Origin of the sequence: Frigoribacterium sp. PvP032, assembly GCF_017833035.1 — a bacterium.
Lineage (GTDB): Bacteria > Actinomycetota > Actinomycetes > Actinomycetales > Microbacteriaceae > Frigoribacterium.
Map to the genome: position 1 here is coordinate 2,125,033 of NZ_JAFIBM010000001.1, position 22,817 is coordinate 2,147,849.

Below are 22,817 nucleotides of genomic sequence, written 5' to 3' on the forward strand. Positions count from 1 at the left end.
TACCGATGGATCTCAACCGTCGTGGCTCCACTCAGCGATCATGGAGATCGTCGTGGCGAATTCGTCGAGGGCGGGCCTGTTCAGGAATGCGTGCCGCGTGCCAGGGAGGACGTGATGCTCCAGGTCGGTTCCCGCGGCGGCGAGCTCAGCGGCGAAGAGGTCGCCGGACGCGCGCATGTTGTCGTGCTCGGCATTGACGACGAGAGTCCGTGGAAAGCCAGCGAGTTCATGGCCACCGGGGAAAGCGAGGCGGTCGCTCAGCGAACCTCTCGACCCGGCGTAGTTGCGGTTCATCACGTCCAACGCCCACGGAGCATGACTGATCCGGCGGTGCCGACGAGATCGCTGACGAGGGTCTCGCGCTCGGGGATGCTCGGAGTGGAAGAAGCCGTAGACGAAGACGGCGCCTGCCGGGCGGAGGCCCTCATCTGCGGCACGAAGGGTCGCAGCGGCGGCGAGGCACGCACCCGCACTCGCCCCGCCGAGGATCACCCCTTCTGGTGATCGAGCACTCACTTCGCGGTACGCCGTGAGGACATCGTCCAGTGGCAGAGGGAATCGCCCTCGCGCGCGTCCTGTCCGTGATCTGACCCAGCCCAAGCCCGGCGGAGGCGCCAAGCGGTAACCCACGGTGGCCACAGCCACTCCCTGCCGTGCGAGCGCGCCTGCAACGTCATGTGCTTCCGGCTGGTGGAGGCTGCCTCGGATGAAGCCACCCCCATGCAGCCAGAGCAGCGTCGGGCCTGGGACCGGTCCTACGTCAGCTGCTGGTTCGTAGTAGCGAACGGGGACTGTGTCCTCGGAGTCGGCGGCGATTTCCGACGCGGCGCGAGCGGGATCAGACGGCGGCATGGTGTCCGATCTCGCGTCGACCTGTTTGTCCTCTGAACTCGTAGTGCTCATGCCAGATCGCAGGTTCAGCCTGCGCGCTCACTTTCTCGGCTCCCGAAGGCGGTAGAGGGCGGGAGCAGCGCCTTCGGGCAGGATCTGGGGATCGGCAGGAAGGGGCTCATAGCTGGGCCAGAACGACACAGCCACAAGATAGCCCAGCAAGTGGACAGGGACTCGCGTGTCCCACGAACGATCTCCCGCCGCTGGCCTGGAGCCGTGGGCGGCGCCGGCGGCCTTCCGGAGAGCCGCGGCTGCACCGAGCAGAGCACCTGCGGCGGCAGACGAAGGAGGCGCGCCCCGGTCACCCGGGACGCGCCTCCTGCGATCAGACGGTCGCGCTACTTCTTGGCGGCGCCGGCCTTCGTCGCGGGCTTCGCCGCGCTCTTCGACTCGGTCGCGGGGTCCGACTTCGGCTCGACGACCTGGGTCACCTTGAGGAACCCGGCACGCGGGTCCTTCAGGCCGACGAGGGGCGTCTGGTCGCGCCCGCCGAAGAAGTTCGTGATCCAGCCGGTGAGGATGCGCCACTTGCGGTTCAGCGTGGGCATCGCGTACAGGTGGTACCCGCGGTGCGCGAGCCAGGCCGGCACGTTCGTGACGGACACGCCCTTGAGCACGCCCGCGCCCTTGCCGATGCCGTAGCTCGCGACGGTGCCGAGCGACTCGTGGCGGTACTCGGAAGCCGGGGCGCCCGAGAGCGCCGCGATCACGTTGTCCGCGACGGTGACCGCCTGGCGCACGGCGTTCTGCGCGTTCGGCGGGTAGTAGGCGGGCTGCTTCTCGGCGAGCAGGTTCGGCACCTGCGCGACGTCGCCGAGCGCCCAGACTCCGTCGAGCTTCTCGCCCTGCTCGGTCTCGACCTGCAGGGTGGCGCTGACGTTGACGTGGCCCTTCGGGCCGAGCGGCAGGCCGAGGTCGGCGACCACGGGGTTGGGCTTGACGCCCGCCGTCCAGACGATGGTGCCGGCGGGGACGGTCTCGCCGTCGCTGAGGACGACGTTCCCGTCGACGCACGAGGGCATCGTGGTGCCGAGACGCACGTCGATGCCGCGGCCACGGAGGTGGCCGAGGGTCCACTTCGAGAGCTCGGGGCCGACCTCGGGCGCGACACGGTCGAGCGCCTCGACGAGGACGAACCGCAGCTCGTCCCGCGACAGGGTCGGGAACTGGTCGACGGCCGCCTTGGCGGCGTCGTCCAGCTCGGCCATCGCCTCGACGCCGGTGTAGCCGCCGCCGACGAAGACGACGGTGAGCAGCTTGCGACGCGTGGCGGCGTCGGTGACCGACGCGGCTTCCGAGATGTTGCCGAGGATGCGGTCGCGGACGTACTGCGCCTCCTCCACGCTCTTGAAGCCGACGCCGTTCTCGGCAAGGCCCGGCGTCGGGAACGTACGCGTGACGGCGCCCAGGGCGACGACGAGCTGGTCGTAGGCCAGCACCTGGTCACGACCGTCGGCCGTGGTGACGGTGACCTTCTTCGCTGCCGAGTCGAGGCCCGTGACCCCGGCCTCGATCACGGACGTCTTGCGGAGCGCCTTCCGCAGCTGCACGGTGACGTCGCGCGGGGCGATGTGCCCGCCCGCGACCTCCGGCAGGAACGGCTGGTACGTGTAATACGGCGACTGGTCGACCAGCGTGATGCTGGCGCTCTGCGGCGGACGACGCTTCTGGAGCTCGAGTGCGGCGGTGAGCCCGGCGGAACCCCCGCCGAGGATGATGATTCGCTGTGTCATGGATGTGTTCCTCCCTGCGACGACCGTACTCTGCGGGCAGCACGCGGGGCGAGCCGCCGGGCCGGGCGCGGCGATGCCCGGACGCACGACGACGCCCCGGCCTCAGGAGGCGCGGGGCGTCGTGCGGGGGAGCGAGCGTCGACCCCGTCAGCGGTCGGAGGGGACGTCCGAGTCGGTGTACGAGCCGTCGGCCTCGCCGTCGTGGGGGCCGGCCGTCGTGCCGCCGTCCTCCGGGATGTCGCTGTCGACGTACGAGCCGTCCGACTCGCTCGACGTCGTGCTGTCGTGCGAGACGTGCGTGTCGCCGTCGACGTGGCCCTCGTGGTGCTCGTGGTGCTCGGTGCTGGTGTGCTCCGTGTGCTCGTGCTGCTCGTCGGTGCCGTGGTGCTCGGTGCCCATGGGGTGCCTCCGTGTTCGTCGTGGTGGTCGGCGTCCTCGCCGCCCGTGCGGTTCACAGTAGACGGGCGGGGTGTGCGGTGGGTCAGAACCCGTCAGAACCCCTCGTTCTCCCGGGTGACGTACGGCGTCTCGAGGCGGTCGAGCTCGTCGTCGGTCAGCCAGAGGTCGGCGGAGGCGACGGCGTCGTCGAGGTGCTGCATCTTCGTCGCGCCGACGATGGGCGCCGACACGACCTCCTGCTGGCGCACCCACGCCAGGGCGATCTGCGCGCGCGACACTCCCCGTTCTTCGGCCACCTCGGCGACGGCCGCGGCGACGCGACGGTCGCCCTCCTCCTGCTGCTTGTAGAGGGTCTGCCCGAAGCGGTCGGTCTCGGTGCGCGCCGTCGTGGCGTCCCAGTCGCGGGTCAGCTTGCCGCGGGCCAGCGGCGACCACGGGATGACGCCGACGCCCTGGTCGAGGCAGAGCGGGTGCATCTCCCGCTCCTCCTCGCGCTGCACCAGGCTGTACTGGTCCTGCATCGAGACGAACCGGGTCCAGCCGCCGAGGTCGGCCGTGTGCTGCGCCTTCGCGAACTGCCAGGCCCACATGCTCGACGCGCCGATGTACCGCGCCTTGCCCGAGCGGACGACGTCGTGCAGCGCCTCCATCGTCTCCTCGATCGGCGTCTCGGGGTCCCAGCGGTGGATCTGGTACAGGTCGACGTGGTCGGTGCCGAGCCTGCGCAGGCTGTCGTCGATCGCGCTCATGATGTGGGCCCGCGAGAGCCCGGCTCCGTTCGGCCCGTCGTTCATCCGGCCGTTGACCTTCGTCGCGATCACGACCTCGTCGCGTCGCGCGTAGTCGGCGAGGGCCCGTCCGACGATCTCCTCGCTCGTGCCGTCGCTGTACACGTCGGCGGTGTCGAAGGTGGTGACGCCCTGCTCGAGCGCCCGACGGATGAACGGTCGCGACGCCTCCTCGTCGAGGGTCCACTCGTGGGCGCCCCTGCCCGGCACGCCGAAGCTCATGCAGCCGAGGATGACGGTCGAGACCCGCAGGCCGCTCGTGCCGAGTCTGGTGTGCTCCATGGTGTTCGTCCTCTCGTCCGGCCCGCTCGCGTGCGGGCCCTCTCTCGTCGAGGGCGAGACTATGCCCGGCCGCGCAGCACGCCGGCCAGGTGCGCGATCGCACGCCGCGCCTCCCTGGTCCAGGGCGCGCCGACGAAGACGTGGAACGCACCGCGGTAGACGCGCAGCTCGCCAGGTGCCCCGACCCGGGCGAGTCGCCGGGCCAGCTCCTTGGCGTCGGCGACGAACAGGTCACGGTCGCCCTGGTAGGTGAAGACGGGCGGGAGGCCGGCCAGGTCGCCGAACAGCGGGCTGACGAGCGGGTCGCGTCGGTCGCGGTCGCCGGCCCACCAGGCCCCGGCGGCGACGAGGCCGTCGCGTCCCAGCATGGGGTCGAGGTCGGCGAGCCACGGCACCTCGGGGTCGCTCAGGGTCGCGTCGAGCCAGGGCGAGACCAACAGCACCGAGGAGGCGGCGGGCCGGCCCGTGTCCCGGTGACGCATCGCCTGGGCCAAGGCGAGCGCGCCGCCGGCCGAGTCGCCGCCGAGGTGCACGACGTCGGCCCCCTCGGCGCGGAGACCGTCGTGCACGGAGTCGAGCAGCCGCACCGCGTCGTCGACGTCGTGCTCGGGCGCGAGCCCGTACAGCGGGACGGTGACCGTCACGCCGGAGGCGCGGACCAGCCGGGCGAGGAGGGCCCAGTGGGTGCGCAGCGCCGGGTACACGTACGCACCGCCGCACGTCCAGATCAGATGTGCCCCGGTCGAGCCCCGGCGCGGGGTGATCCTGACGACGCGCTGCCCCTCGACGGTCGTCTCCGTCACGACGGCGACGCGGTGAAGCTCCCGGGGGATCGGCGCCGCCTCCAGGCCGCGCTTCGCGATCTCACGCCGCACGCTCTCCTCGCTGCGCGTCGTGCGGGGGAACAGGTACAGCAGCGAGCGTGTGGCGGCCATGAGGAGCGACATGAGCCGACCCTACGGCTCCCGACGATCCCGACGAGGAGAGTCGCGCCGGGAAAGAAGAAAGGCCCCGCCGAAGCGGGGCCGTTCTTGTGACACTGTCTCAACCAATGTCGTGATCTCAAGAACTGGAACAGTCTTGCGATCGGTGTCCGAGGGGGGACTTGAACCCCCACGCCCTATACGGGCACTAGCACCTCAAGCTAGCGCGTCTGCCATTTCCGCCACCCGGACTGGATGGTGCCTGCCGAAGCCGACCACGAAACACTAGCACGGCGGCGGAGGCACTTCTGACCACGGGCAGGAGGCGGTCGCCGGGTACCGTGGACGGCATGACGACGAGCGCTCCGCAGCCGGACCACCACGACCTCGACGAGACGGCCGTCATCGCGCGCGACCTGATCCGCTTCGACACCTCCAACTACGGCGGCGGCAGGTCCGAGGGCGAGGCCGACGCGGCCGAGTACGTCGCCGAGGCCCTGCGGGCACTCGACCTCGAGCCGCAGCTCTTCGAGTCCGAGCCGGGCCGCGTCAGCGTGGTCGCCCGGGTCGAGGGCGCAGACCGTGCGAAGCCCGGCCTCGTCGTGCACGGCCACCTCGACGTCGTCCCCGCCGACCCGGCGAACTGGTCGGTCGACCCGTTCGCGGGCGTGGTGAAGGACGACATGCTCTGGGGCCGCGGCGCCGTCGACATGAAGAACATGGACGCGATGATGCTGACGTCGCTCGGCGACATCATCCGCTCCGGCGAGCGCCCCGCCCGCGACCTGGTCGTCGGCTTCTTCGCCGACGAGGAGGCCGGGGGAGTGCTCGGCTCGCACTTCCTGGTGAAGGAGCACCCCGACCTCTTCGCCGGGGCGACCGAGGCCATCAGCGAGGTGGGCGGCTACTCGACCTACATCGACGGGCGGCGCTCGTACCTGCTGCAGACGGGCGAGAAGGCGCTGATCTGGATCACGCTCCGCACCCGCGGCACGGCGGGCCACGGCTCGCAGATGATCAAGGCGAACGCGGTGACGCGGCTCGCGGAGGCGGTCGCCGCGCTCGGTCGCCAGGAGTGGCCCATCGCCCTCACCGAGACGACGACGGCGCTGCTGCGCGAGGTCGCGCGCATCCTCGACGTCGACGTCACGCAGACGGCGCCCGACGAGCTCGTGCTGCACACGGGCACGGCGCAGGGCTTCATCCGCGGGTCGCTCCGCACGACCACGAACCCGACGATGCTGACGGCGGGCTACAAGCACAACGTCGTCCCCGACACGGCGGAGGCGCGGGTCGACATCCGCTGCATGCCCGGCGAGGAGGAGGCGGTCCTCGCCCAGGTGCGCGAGCTCGTCGGCGACGACGTCGAGATCGAGACCGTGCACACCGACATCGGGCTCGAGACGCCGTTCTCGGGCGACCTCGTCGAGGCGATCACCGCCACGCTGCAGCGGCACGACCCCGGCGCGCCCGTGCTGCCCTACCTGCTCTCCGGCGGCACCGACAACAAGGCGCTGAGCCTGCTGGGAATCGCCGGCTACGGCTTCGCCCCGCTGCGCCTGGGGGAGGACATGGACTTCCCGGCGATGTTCCACGGCGTCGACGAGCGGGTCCCGCTCGACGCACTAGCCTTTGGCAGTCGCGTCCTCCGGGACCTCCTGGCGACCTACTGACACCCCCACCAGAAGGGCACCCCGCGTGGAGCATCTCCTCCAGGCACTCCTGCTCGGCCTCGTCCAGGGCCTGACGGAGTTCCTCCCCATCTCGTCGAGCGCGCACCTGCGCCTCGTCGGTCTGTTCTTCTCCGACCCCGACGCCGCGGCGGCCTTCGACCCGGGCGCGACGTTCACCGCGATCACGCAGCTCGGCACCGAGCTCGCGGTCGTCATCTACTTCTGGGGAGACATCAAGCGGATCGTCACACGCTGGTTCCAGGGCATCACGGGCAAGATCCCCCGCACCGACCCCGACGTGCGGATGGGCTGGCTCGTCATCATCGGCACGGTCCCGATCGTGCTGGTGGGCTACTTCGCGCAGGAGTACATCCGCACGGTGTTCCGCTCGCTCTGGATCGTCGCGATCGTGCTCATCGTCTTCGGCGTGCTGCTCGGCCTCGCCGACCGGCTCGGCAAGAAAACGGCCCGCTTCGACGAGATGACCTACGGCCACGGCATCGCGGTCGGCGTCGCCCAGGTGCTGGCGCTCTTCCCCGGCGTCTCCCGCTCGGGCGCGACGACGACCGCGGCGCTGAGCCTCGGCTACACGCGGCCCGCCGCGGCCCGGTTCTCGTTCCTCCTCGCCGTGCCCGCGGTCTTCGGCAGCGGCCTCTTCGAGCTGGTCCAGAGCTTCAGCGAGCCGGGCCCCTACTCGCTCGGCGAGACCCTGGCAGCGACGGTCGTGGCGTTCGTCGTCGGGTTCGTCGTGATCGCCTTCTTCATGAACTACATCTCGAAGCGCAGCTTCCTGCCCTTCGTGGTCTACCGGATCCTGCTCGGCGGCGTGCTGCTGGTCCTGCTCGGCACGGGAGTGGTGGCCGCATGAGGTCCTGGAACGCACCCGTCGTCCCTGCACTGCCCGGCGACGGACCGCTGCCTGTCCTCTGGGACACGGCCACCGCCTCCTTCGTGACGACCCGCCCGGTCGACGGCGCGGCGACGCTGTACGTCTGCGGCATCACGCCCTACGACGCCACGCACCTCGGCCACGCGAGCACCTACCTCGCCTTCGACTCGCTCGTGCGCGTCTGGCGGGACGCGGGCCTCCGGGTGACCTACGCGCAGAACACCACCGACGTCGACGACCCGCTGCTCGAGCGCGCCACGGCGACGGGCGTCGACTGGCGGGCCCTCGCCGCCTCGCAGACCGATCTCTTCCGCTCGGACATGGAGCACCTCGCCGTCGTGCCGCCCGAGCACTACGTCGCGGTGACCGACGTCGTGGGCGACGTGGCCGACGCCGTCGCGGGCCTGATCGACACGGGCGTCGCCTACCGCGTCGAGACCCCGGGCTCCGAGGCCGGCGACGACGTGTACTTCGACGTCCGCGGCGCCGAGCGCGACACCTCCTGGCACCTCGGGCTCGAGAGCCGCTACGACGGGCCGACGATGGCCCGCTTCTTCGCCGAGCGCGGGGGAGACCCCGACCGGGCAGGCAAGCGCGACCCGCTCGACCCGCTGCTCTGGCGGGCAGCCCGTGCCGACGAGCCGTCCTGGCCGTCGTCCGTCGGCCCCGGCCGACCGGGCTGGCACATCGAGTGCACGGTCATCGCCGAGCAGCACCTCGGCGCCACCGCCACGGTGGCGGGCGGCGGCAGCGACCTCGTGTTCCCGCACCACGAGATGAGCACGGCCCACGCGACGGCGATAGGCGGCGAGCCGTCCGCCCGACAGTGGGCGCACGCCGGGATGGTCGCCTACCAGGGCGAGAAGATGAGCAAGTCGCTCGGCAACCTCGTCAAGGTCAGCGAGCTCGTCTCCGCAGGTCACGACGCCCGTGCCGTCCGGCTCGCGATCACGGCGCACCACTGGCGGTCCGACTGGGAGTGGCTCGACGACGACCTCGTCGACGCCGAGGCACGTCTCGCGAGCTGGACGACCTGGGCGGACGGCGTCGGGGCGCAGGAGGCGGGGGCCGGGACGACGCCGCTGCTCGCCGCCCTGCGCGCCGCCCTCTCGGACGATCTCGACACGCCCAGGGCGATCAGGGCCGTCGACGACCACGTGGCCGCCGGCCGACCGGCGACCGCCGTCGACGTCGACGCTGTGGACGCGCTGCTCGGGATCGACCTCCGGCGCTGAGCCGCACAGGCGCCGAGCCGCACAGGCGCTGACGTAACCTCACGACACACGGTCCCTGACATACTGAACGGGATGTCTGCCCTCGACTGCCCCGCCGACGCGGACGAGACCGTCTGGCGACGTGGCACCCTGACCCGCCGCCAGGCCAGGGGCGACGTCTGGCTGGCAGCCGGTCTCCTCGGCCTCGGGCTCCTCACCCTCTGGCTCGCGTCGGTGGCCGTCGAGGGCAGCGACGTCCAGGCTGCCGCTCCGCCGGAGGCGCTCGCCTGGCTGGTCGCGCTCTGCGCCCCGACGGCGCTGAGGCGGCGCGCGCCCGTCACCGTCATGGTGGTCGTCAGCGCGGTCTTCATCCTCAGCCAGCTGCGCAGCTACCCCGACTCGACGGCGCCGTCGATCATCGAGTTCCTCGTCATCTACACGGCCAACGCCTGGGCCAGCTCGCGTCGCGTCGCGGTGATCGGCAGCGCGGTCGTGACCGCCGCGATGCTCGTCTGGCTCGGCGTCGCCGTGCTCGGGCCGCTCCAGCAGGGCGGCCCGATGCTCGCCTCGACCGTCGCGGGCGTCGTCTACTCGTTCGTCCTCAACCTGCTGTTCTTCGTCTCGGCCGTCTGGTTCGGCCGGTCGTCCCGCGTCTCGGCCGCCCGCCTCCACGCGCTCGAGCGCGCCGGAATCGACCTCCGTGCCGCGCAGGAGCTCGTCGCCGAGCAGGCCATCGGCGAGGAGCGCACCCGCATCGCCCGCGAGCTGCACGACGTCGTCGCCCACCACGTCGCCGTGATCGCCATCCAGGCGGGCGCGGCGCGGCGCACGCTCGATCGGCCAGAGGTCGCGAGCGGTGCGCTCAGCGCCGTCGAGTCGACGGCGCGCACCGCCATCGACGAGCTGGAGCGCCTGCTCACCGTGCTCCGGGCGCAGGACGGCACCCCGCACGAGGGGCCGACCGGGCTCGCGGCCCTCCCGCAGCTCGTCGCCGAGACCCGCCGACTCGGCCTCGACGTCCGCTTCAGCACCCACGGCGAGCGCTTCGACGTGCCCGAGAGCGTCGGGGTCACCCTGTTCCGGGTCGTCCAGGAGGCGCTGACCAACACCCTGAAGCACGCCTCGGCCGGCGTCGCGGACGTCCGCCTGCGCTTCCGCGACCGCGCCGTCGAGGTCGAGGTCACGGACGACGGCGTGGGCGGCGCGGCCTCCTCGTCGCCCCGCGGGCACGCCCCCGCCGGGACGCGAGGCTCCGGCCTCGGCCAGCGCGGCATGCGCGAGCGCGTCGACCTGCACGGCGGCGAGCTTCACGTCGGCCCGCACGCCAGGGGCGGCTACCGCGTGCGTGCCGTGCTGCCCGCGGTCCGGTCCACGCCGGTGGTCGACGACGCCGCTGACGCCGCCGCACCCGACGACTCCCGAGAGGCACGCACGCGATGACCGCCGACGCACCCGACATGCCCGACGCCGCCGACGCCCCCGGCTCCCCTCGTCGCCGGCGCGAGGCGCAGCGCCCGGTCCGGGTCCTCCTCGCCGACGACCAGGACCTCGTCCGGGCCGGCTTCCGGATCATCCTGGAGACCGTTCCCGACGTGGTCGTCGTGGGCGAGGCGAGGGACGGGCTCGAGGCCGTCGCCCTCGCCGCCTCGACCGCGCCGGACGTCGTCGTCATGGACGTCGAGATGCCCGGCATCGACGGCCTGGAGGCGACGCGTCGCCTCCTCGAGGCCGCGGCGCCCGGCGGCCCTGCCGTGCTCGTCCTCACGACGTTCGGTCGCGGCGAGTACCTGTTCAGGGCGCTCCGTGCGGGGGCGAGCGGGTTCCTGCTCAAGACGTCCAGCCCGGAGGAGCTGATCGAGGCGATCGCCGTCGTGCACCGCGGCGACGCGCTGCTCGCCCCCGAGCTGACCCGGCGCGTCGTCGCCGCCGCCATCGCCGAGGCCGTCGTGCCCGTCATCGAGCCGAGTCCCCGCCTCGCCGCCCTCACCGACCGCGAGCGCGAGGTGCTCGACCGGATGGCGACCGGCTGCTCGAACGCCGAGATCGCGCGCGACCTGTACCTCGGCGAGGCGACCGTGAAGACCCACGTGTCGAACGTGCTGACGAAGCTCGGGCTCCGCGACCGGACGGCCGCCGTCGTCTTCGCCTACGAGAACGGCGTGGTCGTCCCGGGCGAGGCGCCTCGATAGCCCGTGTTCCTCCGCCGCACGGGTGACGGCCCGCTGGGTCGCGAGTCGGACGCGCCCGCCGCCCGCCGCCTCCTACGCTGAGGTCGACGGCCGACCCCGGCTGACGCCACAGGGCCGCGCGGCGCCGCCCGGAGGGAGGGCCAGTGCTCCAGCTCGACCACGTCCGACGCTCGTTCGGCGGCCGGACCGCGCTCGACGACGTCTCGTTCGACGTCGCCGACGGCCGGCTCACCGGCTTCGTCGGGGCGAACGGCGCCGGGAAGACCACGACGATGCGGATCGTCCTCGGGGTGCTCGCCGCCGACTCCGGCGAGGTCAGGTGGGACGGCGTCCCGCTCGGCGACGAGGTGCGCCGCAGCTTCGGCTACATGCCGGAGGAGCGCGGCCTGTACCCGAAGATGACCGTGGTCGCGCAGCTGGTCTACCTGGCACGCCTGCACGGCGTCGGCCGGGCGGAGGCCCGTCGCCGCGCACTCGAGGTGCTCGACCGGCTCGGCCTGGGGGAGCGGGCGGGGGACAAGCTCGACAGCCTCTCCCTCGGGAACCAGCAGCGGGTCCAGATCGCTGCGGCGCTCGTCCACGAGCCGCGGATGCTCGTGCTCGACGAGCCGTTCTCGGGCCTGGACCCGATCGCGGTCGACGCGGTCGTCGCGGTGCTGCGCGAGCAGGCCGCGGCAGGGGTGCCCGTCCTCTTCTCGAGCCACCAGCTCGACGTCGTCGAGCGGCTCTGCGACGACCTCGTCGTGATCGCCGACGGCACCGTCAGGGCTGCCGGGCCGAGGGACGAGCTGCAGGCGCGGTTCGCCAGGGCTCGCTGGCGCATCGTCGTCGACGACGACGCGGGCTGGCTCCGCGACGTGTCGGGGGTCACCGTCGTCGAGCTGGACGGCCCCGTGGCCCTCGTCGAGCTGGCCGCCGGTGTCGACGACCAGGCCGTGCTGGCGGCCGGGCTCCGGCACGGGCCGGTGCGCGCGTTCCACCCCGTCCTGCCCCGGCTCGCCGAGATCTTCGAGGAGGTAGTCCGATGACGCCCGTCAGCCGTGCTGCCGGGCGGACCACGGACCAGCCCGCTCCTCACGGGCTGCTGTGGGTCGTCGCCCGACGCGAGATGGCGGTCAAGCTGCGCGACCGTGCGTTCATCGTGAGCGGCCTCGTCATGCTCGTCCTCATCGCCGCCGCGCTCGTCGTGCCGGCGCTGCTCGCGGGCGGGCCCGACCGCGTCGCGGTGCTCGACGCCCCGACGGCCGCCGTCGTCGAGGCGACCGGCGCGGAGGCCGTCACGACCCGGTCAGAGGACGACGCGACGGAGGCGGTCCGCTCGGGCGACGTCGACGCCGCGGTGCTGCCCGACGCCTCGTCGCCCACCGGTCTGCGTGTCGTGGCCCTCGAGTCGGTCTCGAACGTGCTCGTGCTGGGCGTCAGCGAGGCGTCGCCCGTCGAGCTGTTGGAGCCCTCCGACGCCGACCCCCTGGTCTCCGTGTTCGCGCCGCTCGCCTTCGGGGTCCTCTTCATGACGACGTCGCTGCTCTTCGGGCTGAGCATCGCGCAGAGCGTGGTGGAGGAGAAGCAGACCCGCGTCGTCGAGATCCTGGTCGCCGCGGTGCCGGTCCGTACGCTGCTCGCTGGCAAGGTGCTGGGCGCCGCCGTCCTGGCGATCGCCCAGACGGCCGTGCTCGCCGCGGTCGCCCTCGGCGGCCTCGCGCTGACGGGCCGGGCCGACGCCCTGCCCGCGGACCTCCTGCCTTCGCTGGCGTCGGCGGTCGGCTGGTACGTGCCGTTCTTCGTCGCCGGGTTCTTGCTGCTGGCCGGCATGTGGGCCGTGGCCGGCGCCCTCGTGTCGCGCATCGAGGACCTGGGCTCGACGACGACGCCCGTGCAGCTGCTCGTGATGCTGCCGTTCTTCGCCACCGTGTTCGTGAACACGCCGGGGCCGGCCCTCACCGCGTTGTCGTTCGTGCCGTTCAGCGCCCCGGTGGCCATGCCGGTGCGGATGGTGCTCGAGGGCGGGGTCCCGACCTGGCAGCCGCTCGTGGCCCTGGGGCTGCTCGTCGTGTGCGCCGCCGCCGTCGTGCTCGTCGCGGCGCGCCTGTACGAGGGGTCGCTGCTCCGCACGGGCGGCACGGCATCGCTCGGCCAGGCCTGGCGTCGCCGGTAGGCGAGTCCGGCAGGTGACGCCGCTAGGGAGCCGGAGGCAGGCGCGGGTCGTCAGGGCCCTTGCCGTCGTTGCGGCGCAGGTAGCGCTCGAACTCCTCCGCGATCGCCTCGCCGCTCGCCTCGGGCGAGTCCACGGTGTCGCGCGCCTGCTCGAGCTGCTCGATGTAGCCGGCCATGTCGTCGTCGTCCGAGGCGAGGGCGTCGATGCCCTGCTCCCACGCGGCGGACTCGGCCTCGAGGTCGCCCCGGGGGATGCTGACTCCCGCGACCTCGTCGAGCTTCTCGATCAGGGCGAGGGTCGCCTTCGGCGACGGCGAGGCGTGCACGTAGTGCGGCACCTGGGCCCAGATCGACAGGGTCGGGACACCGGCGGACTCGACCGCGTCGCCCAGGACGGAGAGGATTCCGACGGGGCCCTCGTAGGTGCTGCGCTCCAGCGCCAGCTCGCCCCGCACCTCCTCGTTGTCGCTGCTGACGAACACCGAGATCGGGCGCGTGTGCGGCACGTCGGCGAGCATGGCGCCGAGGAACACGACGGCGGACACGTCGTGCACGTCGATCAGGTCCACCACCTCTGCCGCGAAGCCGCGCCAGCTGCGCGAGGGCTCGGCACCGAGCAGCACGAAGACGTCGGGGGCGTCGCCCGCGGGGCCGGTCGCCGGCGTCGAGGCCAGCTCGGGCGAGGCGTGCAGCTGGATGCGCGGCCACACCAGGGTGCGGACGCCGTCGTCGTCGTAGCCGACCTGTGGCCGGTTGAACTGGTAGTCGATGTACCGCTCGCCGTCGAGCTCGGCGACGGGCTCGAGGGCGAGGGTGTCGACGATGCTGCGGGCGACGCCGCTGGCGGCCTCGCCGGCGTCGTTCCAGCCCTCGAAGGCCACGACCAGGAGGCGCCCGGTCGCGAACGACGGGGTGCCGCCCACCGCGGACCCCTCGGTCGTCGTCTCGCCGGGCGTCGTCTCGCCGGGCACTGCGTCGCCGGGCACTGCGGAGTCGGGCACGTGATCCTCACCGGCCGGGCACGGTCCCCGGCATCTCGCCGTCCACGATAGTCGCCCCCGTCTCCCGTAGACTCGTGCCCCGTGAACGACTCCCTGCCTGCCGCCGTCCTCTGGGACATGGACGGAACCCTCGTCGACACCGAGCCCTATTGGTTCGACTCCCAGGTCGACCTCGTCGCCTCCTTCGGCGGCACCTGGACGAAGGAGCTCGGCGACACCCTGATCGGCTCGGGCCTCTGGCACTCGGCCGCCGTGCTGCAGCAGCACGGCGTCGACCTGCCGGCGGACGAGATCATCGACCGGCTCACGACCGAGGTGCTGACGCGCTGCGCCGAGCACGTGCCGTGGCGACCGGGGGCCCGCGAGCTGCTCGCGGAGCTCCGCGAGGCAGGTGTCCCGACGGCGCTCGTCACCATGTCGATCCGCCGGATGGCCCAGTTCATGGTCGACGCCATCGGCGACGACTCGTTCGACGCCGTCGTGGCCGGCGACGAGGTCGAGCACAGCAAGCCGCACCCCGAGGCCTACCTCCGCGGCGCCGAGCTGCTGGCCGTCGACGTCGCCGACTGCGTCGCCATCGAGGACAGCGTGCCGGGGCTCACCTCGGCCATGGCAGCGGGGGCCGTGGCCCTCGGCGTCGAGCACGCCGCCCCGCTCGCGGACGACTCCGGCTACGTCCGACGCGACACCCTCGTCGGCGTCCGCCTGGCCGACCTGCGCGAGATGCACGCGGCGGGCCGACGCGCGGCCGCTGCACGCACCTCCGACTCCTGAGCCCCCGGCGCCGCGCGCGCCGTTCCCTCCCGCACCGCGGCCCCGACCTGGGCCCGACAGAGAGCAGCACCCACCATGAGCGCCACCCGCCGCCAGTCCGGTCCTTTCCTCGAGGGCGACAAGGTCCAGCTCACCGGCCCCAAGGGCAGGATGAACACCGTCGTGCTGACGCCGGGAGCCGTGTTCCACACGCACCGCGGCATGATCGCCCACGACGACCTCGTGGGCCTGCCCGACGGCTCGGTCGTCGCGAGCACGACCGGCGACGAGTACCTCGCCCTCCGCCCCCTGCTGAGCGACTTCGTCATGTCGATGCCCCGCGGCGCCGCCATCGTCTACCCGAAGGACGCGGCCCAGATCGTCGCCTTCGCCGACATCTTCCCCGGCGCCACCGTCGTCGAGGCCGGTGTCGGGTCGGGTGCCCTGTCTCTGTGGCTGCTCCGCGCGATCGGGCCGGAGGGGCGCCTCGCGTCGTTCGAGCGCCGTCAGGAGTTCGCCGACGTCGCCCAGGGCAACGTCGTCAGCTTCTTCGGCGCCGAGCCGCAGAACTGGACGGTGACCGTCGGCGACCTCGTCGACGAGCTCGCGGCCGTCGTCCCCGACGGCACCGCCGACCGGGTCGTCCTCGACATGCTCGCGCCGTGGGAGTGCGTCGACGAGACCGCCGCCGCCCTGACGCCCGGCGGGCTCGTGATCTGCTACGTCGCCACCGCGACGCAGCTCTCCCGCGTGGCGGAGGCCCTCCGCGCCTCCGGCCAGTTCACCGAGCCGGAGGCCTCCGAGACGCTCGTCCGTGGCTGGCACGTCGAAGGCCTCGCCGTGCGCCCCGACCACCGCATGATCGGGCACACCGGCTTCCTCATCACCGCCCGCCGCCTCGCGCCCGGGGCGGTGCTGCCCCAGCTCAAGCGCCGCCCGTCGAAGTCCGACTTCTCGGACGAGGACGTCGAGCTGTGGACCCCCGGCGCCCTGGGCGAGCGGTCGGCGAGCGACAAGAAGCTCCGCAAGACCGCACGGCAGGCACGATCGGCGGCCGACAGCGCCGTCGCCGCGACCGAGAGCCTGTCCGGCGAGCAGAGCGGCGACGCCGACGGCCGCGGCGACGCCAGCCGCGACGGCCAGGTCGACGCGCCGCACTAAGCTGTCCTCCGCATCACCAGCGACCCGCCAGTCGCGGCCACCGGCCGCAGCCCAGGAAAGAGCCTCCGTGCGCAAGATCCCCGCCCTCGTCGTGACCGTCGGCCTTCTGGCCTCGCTGACCGCGTGTGCGACGACCCCCGCGCCGGGCTCCGCCGGGTGCCCGCCCACGGGCGACGCCGCCTCGGTCGTCACCGCCACCGGCGCCTTCGGCGAGAAGCCGGACGCCCAGGTGCCGAGCCCCATCGTCACGACCGAGACGCAGGTCTCGACCCTGATCGAGGGCACCGGCGACCGGATCCTCGAGGGCACGCCGGTCATCATCGACTACACCCTCTACGACGGCACCACGGGCGCCGAGGTCGAGGACTCGGGCTACGACGGCAGCCTGAACGCGCCCATCACGGTCGGCGGGAACGCCCTCGCGCCGCTCGCCTCCGCCCTGGAGTGCTCACGAGTCGGCTCCAGGGTCGCGGTCGCCATCAAGGCCTCCGAGCTCTCGGCGTCGGTCAACGGCGGCGCGGGCGCCACCGACGACGACCCCGACGCGGCCTACGTCGCGATCGTCGACATCCGCCAGTCGTTCCTCGCCAAGGCGAACGGCCGTCCCGTGCTGGCTGCGCAGGGCATGCCCGCCGTCGTCCGGGCTCCTGACGGCGCCCCCGGCGTCACCGTCCCCGCGGCCTCGGCGCCCACCTCGCCCGAGTCGCACCTCGTCCTCGACGGCTCCGGCCGCGAGCTCGCCGCCGACGACACCGCCGTCGTGCAGTTCACCGCCGTGACGTGGGCCTCGCCCTCGACCGTCGCGACGTCGTCGTGGACCAACGGCGGGTCGGCCACGTCGCTGCCGCTCGGGGACGAGCAGATCCCCGCGTCGATCCGAGACGCGCTCGTCGGCACTCCCATCGGCTCGCAGGTCATGGTCGTCGTGCCCGCCGACGAGGCCGGGGGCGTTCCCCAGCCGCTCGTCTACGTCTTCGACGTCCTGGGCGCGCTCTGATCCGCCTCCCCGCGCCGGTCCGGCACACCGTGTCGGCACCGCCGCACGCCCCCGGGGCCCCCGGCCTCGCGGGCGTGTCCTAGGATCGAGCCGTGGCAGCCGTCCGCGCTCCGCGCATCCCCGTCGAGGAGCGCCTCTTCAGCCTCGTGCTCGCCCTCCTCGCGACCGACTCCGGCCTGACGAAGACCGAGGTCCTCTCCACGGTCCAGGGCTACCGGCAGAAGTACGTCGCCGGCGGCGACAACGCCGCCCTCGAGCGACAGTTCGAGCGTGACAAAGACGACATCCGCGAGCTCGGGGTGCCGCTTGAGACCGTCGACGACCCCTCCGCGGCCGGTGACAACCACCTCCTGCGCTACCGCATCCTCCGCGGCGACTACGAGCTCCCGCTCGACATCTCCTTCTCGCCGGAGGAGACGGCGCTGCTCACGCTCGCCGGCATGGTCTGGCGCGAGGGCACGCTCTCGGCCGAGTCACGCCGCGCGCTGCTCAAGCTGCGGTCCCTGGGAGGCGCGACGAACGTCCCCGAGCTCGCCTACGCACCGCGCGTGCGCAGCCGCGACGCCGCCTTCGAGCCCCTGCGCACCGCCCTCGACCGCGGCGTGCTCGTGCGCTTCGACTACCTCAAGCCCGGCGAGGTCGCGCCGCGCCGACGCGAGGTGGCGCCCTTCGCCCTGGTCCAGCACATGGGCCGGTGGATGGTCTCCGTCGTCGAGCCGGACACGTCGTCCCGCAAGAACTTCCTGCTGTCGCGCATCGTCGGCCCGGTGACCGTCACCTCGAGGGTGTTCCCGCGCCCCTCGGACGCCACCGCCGACTCCGCGCTCGAGGGCCTCGACCGGCTGTGGGAGCAGAACACGGCCACGGTCCGCACCGCCCCCGACTCGGACGCCCGCACGCGCCTCGGCGCGCGACGCGGCACCGTCGCGGGCGACGACGACGTGCTGCTGGTGCACTACAGCGACCGCCAGGTCCTGGCCGAGGAGCTCACGTCGTTCGGGCCCGAGGTCGTCGTCCTGGCGCCCGTCGAGCTGCGCGACCTCGTGGCGTCGCGCCTCCGTGACCTCGCCGCGGACCACGCCGTCGCCGAGCAAGGGGGAGCAGCCTCGTGACCGATCGCCTTCCTGCCCTGCACGCCACCGACAAGCTCGCCTTCCTGCTGTCGCTCGTGCCCTGGCTGATCGACCACGAGCGGGTCAGCGTCGCCGAGGCCGCCGCCCACTTCGGCGTCGGCGTCAGCGACATCCGGCGTGCGGTCGAGCTGATCGCCGTCTCCGGCATCCCCGGCGACACGGCCCAGTACCAGCACGCCGACCTGTTCGACATCGCGTGGGACGACTTCGAGCAGAACGACGTCATCGTCCTCACGAACCTGGTCGCCATCGACGACACGCCCCGCTTCTCGGCGCGCGAGGCCGCCGCGCTGATCGCCGGTCTGCAGTACCTGTCGTCGCTGCCCGAGAACGCCGACCGCGGCGCCGTCGCGTCGCTGATGTCGAAGCTGTCGCGAGGCGCCTCGGGGGAGCCGAGCCAGGTCGCCGTGGCGCAGGAGGGGACGAGCGAGGTGCTCGCCCTCGTCCGCGAGGCGGTCGAGCGCGGGGTGCAGCTCGAGTTCGACTACGCGGGCGTGCGGGGCCTCGTCGAGCGCCGCCGGGTCGACCCACTCCGGGTCGAGTCCCTCGACGCCGACTGGTACCTGCGCGGCTGGGACCACCTGAGGGAGGCGCTCCGCACGTTCCGCCTCGACCGAATCGCGTCGCCTGCCCTCACCGACGCGCGCATCACGCACCGCGCCTCCGACCTCTCCCTGCCCGACACGCTCTTCGAGGGATCACCGGACGACCTCGACGTCGTCGTCGAGATCGACGCGGCGGCCGCGCCGCTGCTGGACGACTACCGGCCGACCGACGCCGAGGACGCGGGGGAGGGACGCACCCGCCTCACCCTCCGGGTCGGCCACGTGGGCACCGTCGCCCGTCTCGTCAGCGGGCTCCCGGGCCGCGCCCGCGTGGTCGCGCCGGACGAGGCTCGTCGTGCTGTCGCGAGCTGGGCCGCCGAGGCCGCCGCGCGCTACGACCAGGCCCCGTCACAGGCTGCGGGTTACACTGGTGGCTCCCCTTCCCGCTAGGAGACACCCCTCATGCTCGGAAACCTCACCGGCTGGCACCTGATCATCATCCTGGCGATCATCCTGCTGCTGTTCGGCGCCCCCAAGCTCCCCGCACTCGCGAAGAGCATCGCCCAGTCGATGCGCATCTTCAAGAACGAGATCGGCGACGACAAGAAGGCGAGTGACGACGACGTCACCCGCAGCTCGACGACCGACAGCACCCTGCGTCGCGACGCCGAGGCCCCGACCGTCCGCCCCACCAGCGGCGACGACCACCTGAAGAACTGACGCGTGGCCACGACGACGACTCGTGGCACCGACGAGGGCGACCAGGCGCCCCGAGGCTCGCGGAAGCGATCGGCCGACGGGCGGATGTCCCTGGGCGCGCACCTCGTCGAGCTGCGCAAGCGCCTCTTCCGCTCTGCCCTCGCCCTCATCCTCGCGAGCGTCGCGGGCTGGTTCGTCTCGCAGTACGTCCTCGACTTCCTGCGACAGCCTGTGCTCGTGCTGGCCGGCGGCAACGCCAGCGAGGCCGTGCTCAACTACGGCCAGATCACCAGCAGCTTCGACCTGCGGATGCAGATCGCCGTCACCGTCGGCGTCATCCTCAGCAGCCCCGTCTGGCTGTACCAGGTCTGGGCGTTCATCGTCCCGGCGCTCGTCCGCCGCGAGAAGCTGTACGCGGTCGGGTTCATCGGCTCGGCGATCCCGCTCTTCCTGCTCGGCTGCCTGAGCGGCGTCTACGTCCTGCCGAACATCGTTCGCGTGCTCACGGGCTTCGTCTCGGAGCAGGACGCGGCGATCATCGACGCGAAGCAGTACTTCGACTTCGTGCTCAAGCTCGTCCTCGCCTGCGGCATCGCGTTCGTCCTGCCCGTCTTCCTCGTGCTCCTCAACTTCGTCGGCGTCATCAGCGCGGGTGCCATCATCAAGGGATGGCGCGTCGCGATCCTGTTGATCGCCGTCTTCACCGCCATCGCGACGCCCGCGGCCGACGTCTTCTCGATGTTCCTGCTCGCGGTCCCCATGGTGTTCCTCTACTTCGTCGCCGCCGGCGTCGCCTGGATCCACGACCGAGGGGTGGCCAAGCGGGCCGCAGCGCTCGACGCCGAACTCGCCGGAGGGTGACCCCATGACCAGCAGCGACCTCAGCCCGGCCGCCCGCTTCGCCGCCTCGAAGAACCGCGTCCGCACCCCGCAGCTGCAGTCGTTCCGGTCGCGGCTGGGCTTCTCGCTCGACCCGTTCCAGGAGGCGGCCTGCGCCTCCGTCGAGGAGGGCTCGAGCGTCCTCGTCGCCGCGCCCACCGGCGCCGGCAAGACACTCGTCGCCGAGTTCGCCATCCACCTGGCGATGCAGCACCCCCGCGACAAGGTCTTCTACACGGCGCCGATGAAGGCGCTGAGCAACCAGAAGTTCCAGGAGCTCGTGGCCGAGTACGGCGCCTCCGAGGTCGGCCTCCTCACGGGCGACACGAACGTCAACTCGCGCGCCCGCATCGTCGTCATGACGACCGAGGTGCTCCGCAACATGATCTACGCGGGCTCCGAGATGCTCGACGACCTGCGCTACGTCGTGCTCGACGAGGTGCACTTCCTGGCCGACCGGTTCCGCGGGGCGGTGTGGGAAGAAGTGATCATCCACCTCCCGCTCGACGTCCGACTCATCTCGCTCAGCGCGACGGTCTCGAACGCCGAGGAGTTCGGCGACTGGCTGCAGACGGTGCGCGGCGGCACCGACGTGATCGTCTCCGAGGACCGCCCGGTGCCGCTCGACCAGCACGTCCTCGTCGGGGGCAAGTTCCTCGACCTGTTCGACTCGAGCGGGCAGGCGGCCACCAACCGCGTCAACCCCGAGCTGCTGCGGGCCACGTCGCTGTCGAGACGAGGAGGCGGCAGCCGGCGCGAGCGCGGCGGTCGCGACGGCTTCTCGGGCCGCGGCCCGCGCGGCCACGTCGTGCCGCCGACGCAGCACGCCCAGGGGCGCCTCGACCGCTGGAAGATCGTCGAGATGCTCGACGACCAGAACCTGCTGCCCGCGATCTTCTTCGTCTTCAGCCGGGTCGGCTGCGACCAGGCCGTCAAGCAGGTGCTGCGCTCGGGCATCCGCCTCACGACCGCCGACCAGCGCCAGGAGATCCGAGAGATCGTCGAGGCGCGGTGCCGCACCCTGCGCGACGAGGACCTCGCCGTGCTCGGCTACTGGCAGTGGCTCGACGGACTCGAACGCGGGGTCGCCGCACACCACGCCGGCCTGCTGCCCGCCTTCAAGGAGGTGGTCGAAGAACTGTTCCAGAAGAAGCTCGTCAAGGTCGTCTTCGCCACCGAGACCCTGGCGCTCGGCATCAACATGCCCGCGCGCACGGTCGTGCTCGAGAAGCTCGAGAAGTTCAACGGCGAGGCCCGCGTGCCGATCACGCCGGGGGAGTACACGCAGCTGACCGGCCGTGCCGGCCGTCGCGGCATCGACGTCGAGGGCCACTCGCTGATCCAGTGGCAGCAGGGCCTCGACCCGCAGGCGGTCGCGAGCCTCGCCTCCCGCCGGACCTACCCGATGAACTCCAGCTTCCGCCCGACCTACAACATGGCCGTGAACCTGATCGAGCAGTTCGGCCGGTCGCGCACCCGTGAGGTGCTCGAGACGTCGTTCGCGCAGTTCCAGGCCGACCGCGCCGTCGTCGACCTGGCGCGCAAGGTCCGCACGCAGCAAGAGAGCCTCGACGGCTACGCCCGCAGCATGCAGTGCCACCTCGGCGACTTCGGCGAGTACACGACCATCCGCCGTGAGCTCGGCGACCTCGAGAAGCAGGGCGCGGCCCGGGCCGACTCCCAGTCACGGGCCGAGCACGACAAGCGCCAGCGGCACCTCGCCGACCTGCGCCGTCGGCTCCGACAGCACCCCTGCCACGCCTGCCCCGAGCGCGAGCAGCACGCCCGCTGGTCGGAGCGCTGGTGGAAGCTCAAGAAGCAGACCGATCAGCTCTCTGCACAGATCAGGGGGCGCACCGGCGCCGTCGCCAAGGTCTTCGACCGGGTCACCGACGTGCTTCTCGACCGTGGCTACCTCGAGCCCGCGTCGCCGCGGTCGTCGACGTCCGGCGCTGCCGCGCCCGGCTCGTCCAGGCGAGGAGGCGACCGCACGGCCGAGGTCGCGGTCACGTCCACGGGACGCACCCTCCGACGCATCTACGGCGACCGCGACCTGCTCGTCGCCGAGAGCCTGCGACTCGGCCTCTGGGACGCGCTGGACGTGCCCTCGATGGCCGCGATGGCGGCCACGCTCGTGTACGAGCCCCGCCGCGACGAGGGGCAGCTCAGCGAGCGGTTCCTGCCCCGCGGCGCCTACCGCGAGGCGCTCGACGAGACGCAGAAGCTGTGGGCCGAGCTCGACGACCTCGAACAGGAGCACAGGCTGCCCGGCAGCAACCCGCCCGCGCCGGGGCTCGCCCTGGCCATGCACCGGTGGGCCAGGGGAGCGGACCTCGACTCCGTCCTCGAGGACGCCGAGCTCGCGGCGGGCGACTTCGTCCGCTGGACGAAGCAGACCATCGACCTGCTCGACCAGCTGTCCGTGGTGGCCGACCTGCCCGTCGGGCCGATCGCGCGCCGGGCGCTCGACGCCGTGCGACGCGGGATCGTCTCCTACTCGGCGGTCTGAGGCGG

At 72.4% G+C, this 22,817-nt stretch carries 21 protein-coding genes and 1 tRNA gene; 15 read left to right on the forward strand and 7 right to left on the reverse strand.

Annotation, left to right across the window (positions count from 1 at the left end; translation table 11 throughout):
- Positions 1–12 precede the first annotated feature (12 nt).
- From JOE35_RS09800 to JOE35_RS09825, 6 genes are all read right to left on the reverse strand, one after another.
- Entirely contained in the window at positions 13–903 is an 891-nt protein-coding gene (locus tag JOE35_RS09800) for an alpha/beta hydrolase (protein WP_209560927.1), read from the reverse strand.
- 326 nt (positions 904–1,229) lie between these two features.
- Complete coding sequence (locus tag JOE35_RS09805) at positions 1,230–2,624, reverse strand: NAD(P)/FAD-dependent oxidoreductase (protein ID WP_209560928.1); 1,395 nt, start codon at positions 2,622–2,624, stop codon at positions 1,230–1,232.
- 147 nt (positions 2,625–2,771) lie between these two features.
- On the reverse strand, positions 2,772–3,023 hold the full coding sequence (locus tag JOE35_RS09810; RefSeq protein WP_192041624.1) for a hypothetical protein: 252 nt from the start codon (positions 3,021–3,023) through the stop codon (positions 2,772–2,774).
- 92 nt (positions 3,024–3,115) lie between these two features.
- The gene (locus JOE35_RS09815) at positions 3,116–4,093 is read right to left on the reverse strand and encodes an aldo/keto reductase (protein WP_209560929.1); all 978 of its coding nucleotides are present in this window, start codon (positions 4,091–4,093) and stop codon (positions 3,116–3,118) included.
- A gap of 59 nt (positions 4,094–4,152) precedes the next feature.
- Entirely contained in the window at positions 4,153–5,040 is an 888-nt protein-coding gene (locus tag JOE35_RS09820) for an alpha/beta hydrolase fold domain-containing protein (RefSeq protein WP_209560930.1), read from the reverse strand.
- Between the two features lie 143 nt (positions 5,041–5,183).
- Positions 5,184–5,268 (reverse strand) — tRNA-Leu (locus JOE35_RS09825).
- A gap of 98 nt (positions 5,269–5,366) precedes the next feature.
- Here JOE35_RS09825 and JOE35_RS09830 point away from each other — a divergent pair.
- The 7 genes from JOE35_RS09830 to JOE35_RS09860 all read left to right on the forward strand — a co-directional run bounded on the left by JOE35_RS09830 (position 5,367) and on the right by JOE35_RS09860 (position 13,136).
- Positions 5,367–6,689 (forward strand): M20/M25/M40 family metallo-hydrolase, encoded by a 1,323-nt coding sequence (locus JOE35_RS09830; protein ID WP_209560931.1) that lies wholly within the window; start codon positions 5,367–5,369, stop codon positions 6,687–6,689.
- A gap of 25 nt (positions 6,690–6,714) precedes the next feature.
- A complete protein-coding gene (locus tag JOE35_RS09835) occupies positions 6,715–7,557 on the forward strand; it encodes an undecaprenyl-diphosphate phosphatase (RefSeq protein ID WP_209560932.1) in 843 nt (280 codons plus the stop codon).
- Positions 7,554–8,813 (forward strand): cysteine--1-D-myo-inosityl 2-amino-2-deoxy-alpha-D-glucopyranoside ligase, encoded by a 1,260-nt coding sequence (gene mshC / locus JOE35_RS09840; RefSeq protein WP_209560933.1) that lies wholly within the window; start codon positions 7,554–7,556, stop codon positions 8,811–8,813. Before JOE35_RS09835 ends, mshC begins: the two co-directional genes overlap by 4 nt.
- A gap of 72 nt (positions 8,814–8,885) precedes the next feature.
- Positions 8,886–10,232, forward strand: coding sequence for a sensor histidine kinase (locus JOE35_RS09845; RefSeq protein WP_209560934.1), 1,347 nt, complete (start codon positions 8,886–8,888; stop codon positions 10,230–10,232).
- Entirely contained in the window at positions 10,229–10,981 is a 753-nt protein-coding gene (locus JOE35_RS09850) for a response regulator (RefSeq protein ID WP_374099703.1), read from the forward strand. Before JOE35_RS09845 ends, JOE35_RS09850 begins: the two co-directional genes overlap by 4 nt.
- A 143-nt stretch (positions 10,982–11,124) precedes the next feature.
- Positions 11,125–12,009, forward strand: coding sequence for an ABC transporter ATP-binding protein (locus tag JOE35_RS09855; protein WP_209560935.1), 885 nt, complete (start codon positions 11,125–11,127; stop codon positions 12,007–12,009).
- Positions 12,006–13,136, forward strand: a complete 1,131-nt coding sequence (locus JOE35_RS09860) for an ABC transporter permease (RefSeq protein WP_209560936.1) — start codon at positions 12,006–12,008, stop codon at positions 13,134–13,136. The genes JOE35_RS09855 and JOE35_RS09860 overlap by 4 nt, the downstream gene beginning before the upstream one ends.
- A 22-nt stretch (positions 13,137–13,158) precedes the next feature.
- On the opposite strand, the gene JOE35_RS09865 is transcribed toward JOE35_RS09860, so the two are convergent.
- On the reverse strand, positions 13,159–14,058 hold the full coding sequence (locus JOE35_RS09865) for a proteasome assembly chaperone family protein (protein WP_209561981.1): 900 nt from the start codon (positions 14,056–14,058) through the stop codon (positions 13,159–13,161).
- Positions 14,059–14,217: 159 nt separating this feature from the next.
- Between JOE35_RS09865 and JOE35_RS09870 the strand changes: the two genes are divergently transcribed.
- From JOE35_RS09870 to JOE35_RS09905, 8 genes are all read left to right on the forward strand, one after another.
- Positions 14,218–14,910: an HAD family phosphatase gene (locus tag JOE35_RS09870; protein ID WP_209560937.1), complete on the forward strand. Its 693-nt coding sequence runs from the start codon at positions 14,218–14,220 to the stop codon at positions 14,908–14,910.
- Positions 14,911–14,985: 75 nt separating this feature from the next.
- Positions 14,986–16,050: a tRNA (adenine-N1)-methyltransferase gene (locus JOE35_RS09875; RefSeq protein ID WP_209560938.1), complete on the forward strand. Its 1,065-nt coding sequence runs from the start codon at positions 14,986–14,988 to the stop codon at positions 16,048–16,050.
- Positions 16,051–16,117: 67 nt separating this feature from the next.
- Positions 16,118–17,047 (forward strand): FKBP-type peptidyl-prolyl cis-trans isomerase, encoded by a 930-nt coding sequence (locus tag JOE35_RS09880; protein WP_209560939.1) that lies wholly within the window; start codon positions 16,118–16,120, stop codon positions 17,045–17,047.
- Positions 17,048–17,139: 92 nt separating this feature from the next.
- Positions 17,140–18,159: a WYL domain-containing protein gene (locus tag JOE35_RS09885; protein WP_307803021.1), complete on the forward strand. Its 1,020-nt coding sequence runs from the start codon at positions 17,140–17,142 to the stop codon at positions 18,157–18,159.
- Complete coding sequence (locus tag JOE35_RS09890; RefSeq protein WP_209560940.1) at positions 18,156–19,175, forward strand: YafY family protein; 1,020 nt, start codon at positions 18,156–18,158, stop codon at positions 19,173–19,175. Before JOE35_RS09885 ends, JOE35_RS09890 begins: the two co-directional genes overlap by 4 nt.
- 12 nt (positions 19,176–19,187) lie before the next feature.
- Positions 19,188–19,445, forward strand: coding sequence for a twin-arginine translocase TatA/TatE family subunit (gene tatA, locus JOE35_RS09895; RefSeq protein ID WP_209560941.1), 258 nt, complete (start codon positions 19,188–19,190; stop codon positions 19,443–19,445).
- Between the two features lie 3 nt (positions 19,446–19,448).
- A complete protein-coding gene (tatC, locus tag JOE35_RS09900) occupies positions 19,449–20,285 on the forward strand; it encodes a twin-arginine translocase subunit TatC (RefSeq protein WP_307803022.1) in 837 nt (278 codons plus the stop codon).
- Between the two features lie 4 nt (positions 20,286–20,289).
- Positions 20,290–22,812 carry an RNA helicase gene (locus tag JOE35_RS09905; protein ID WP_209560942.1) on the forward strand — a complete coding sequence of 841 codons (2,523 nt, stop codon included), beginning with the start codon at positions 20,290–20,292 and terminating at the stop codon, positions 22,810–22,812.
- Positions 22,813–22,817: the final 5 nt, after the last annotated feature.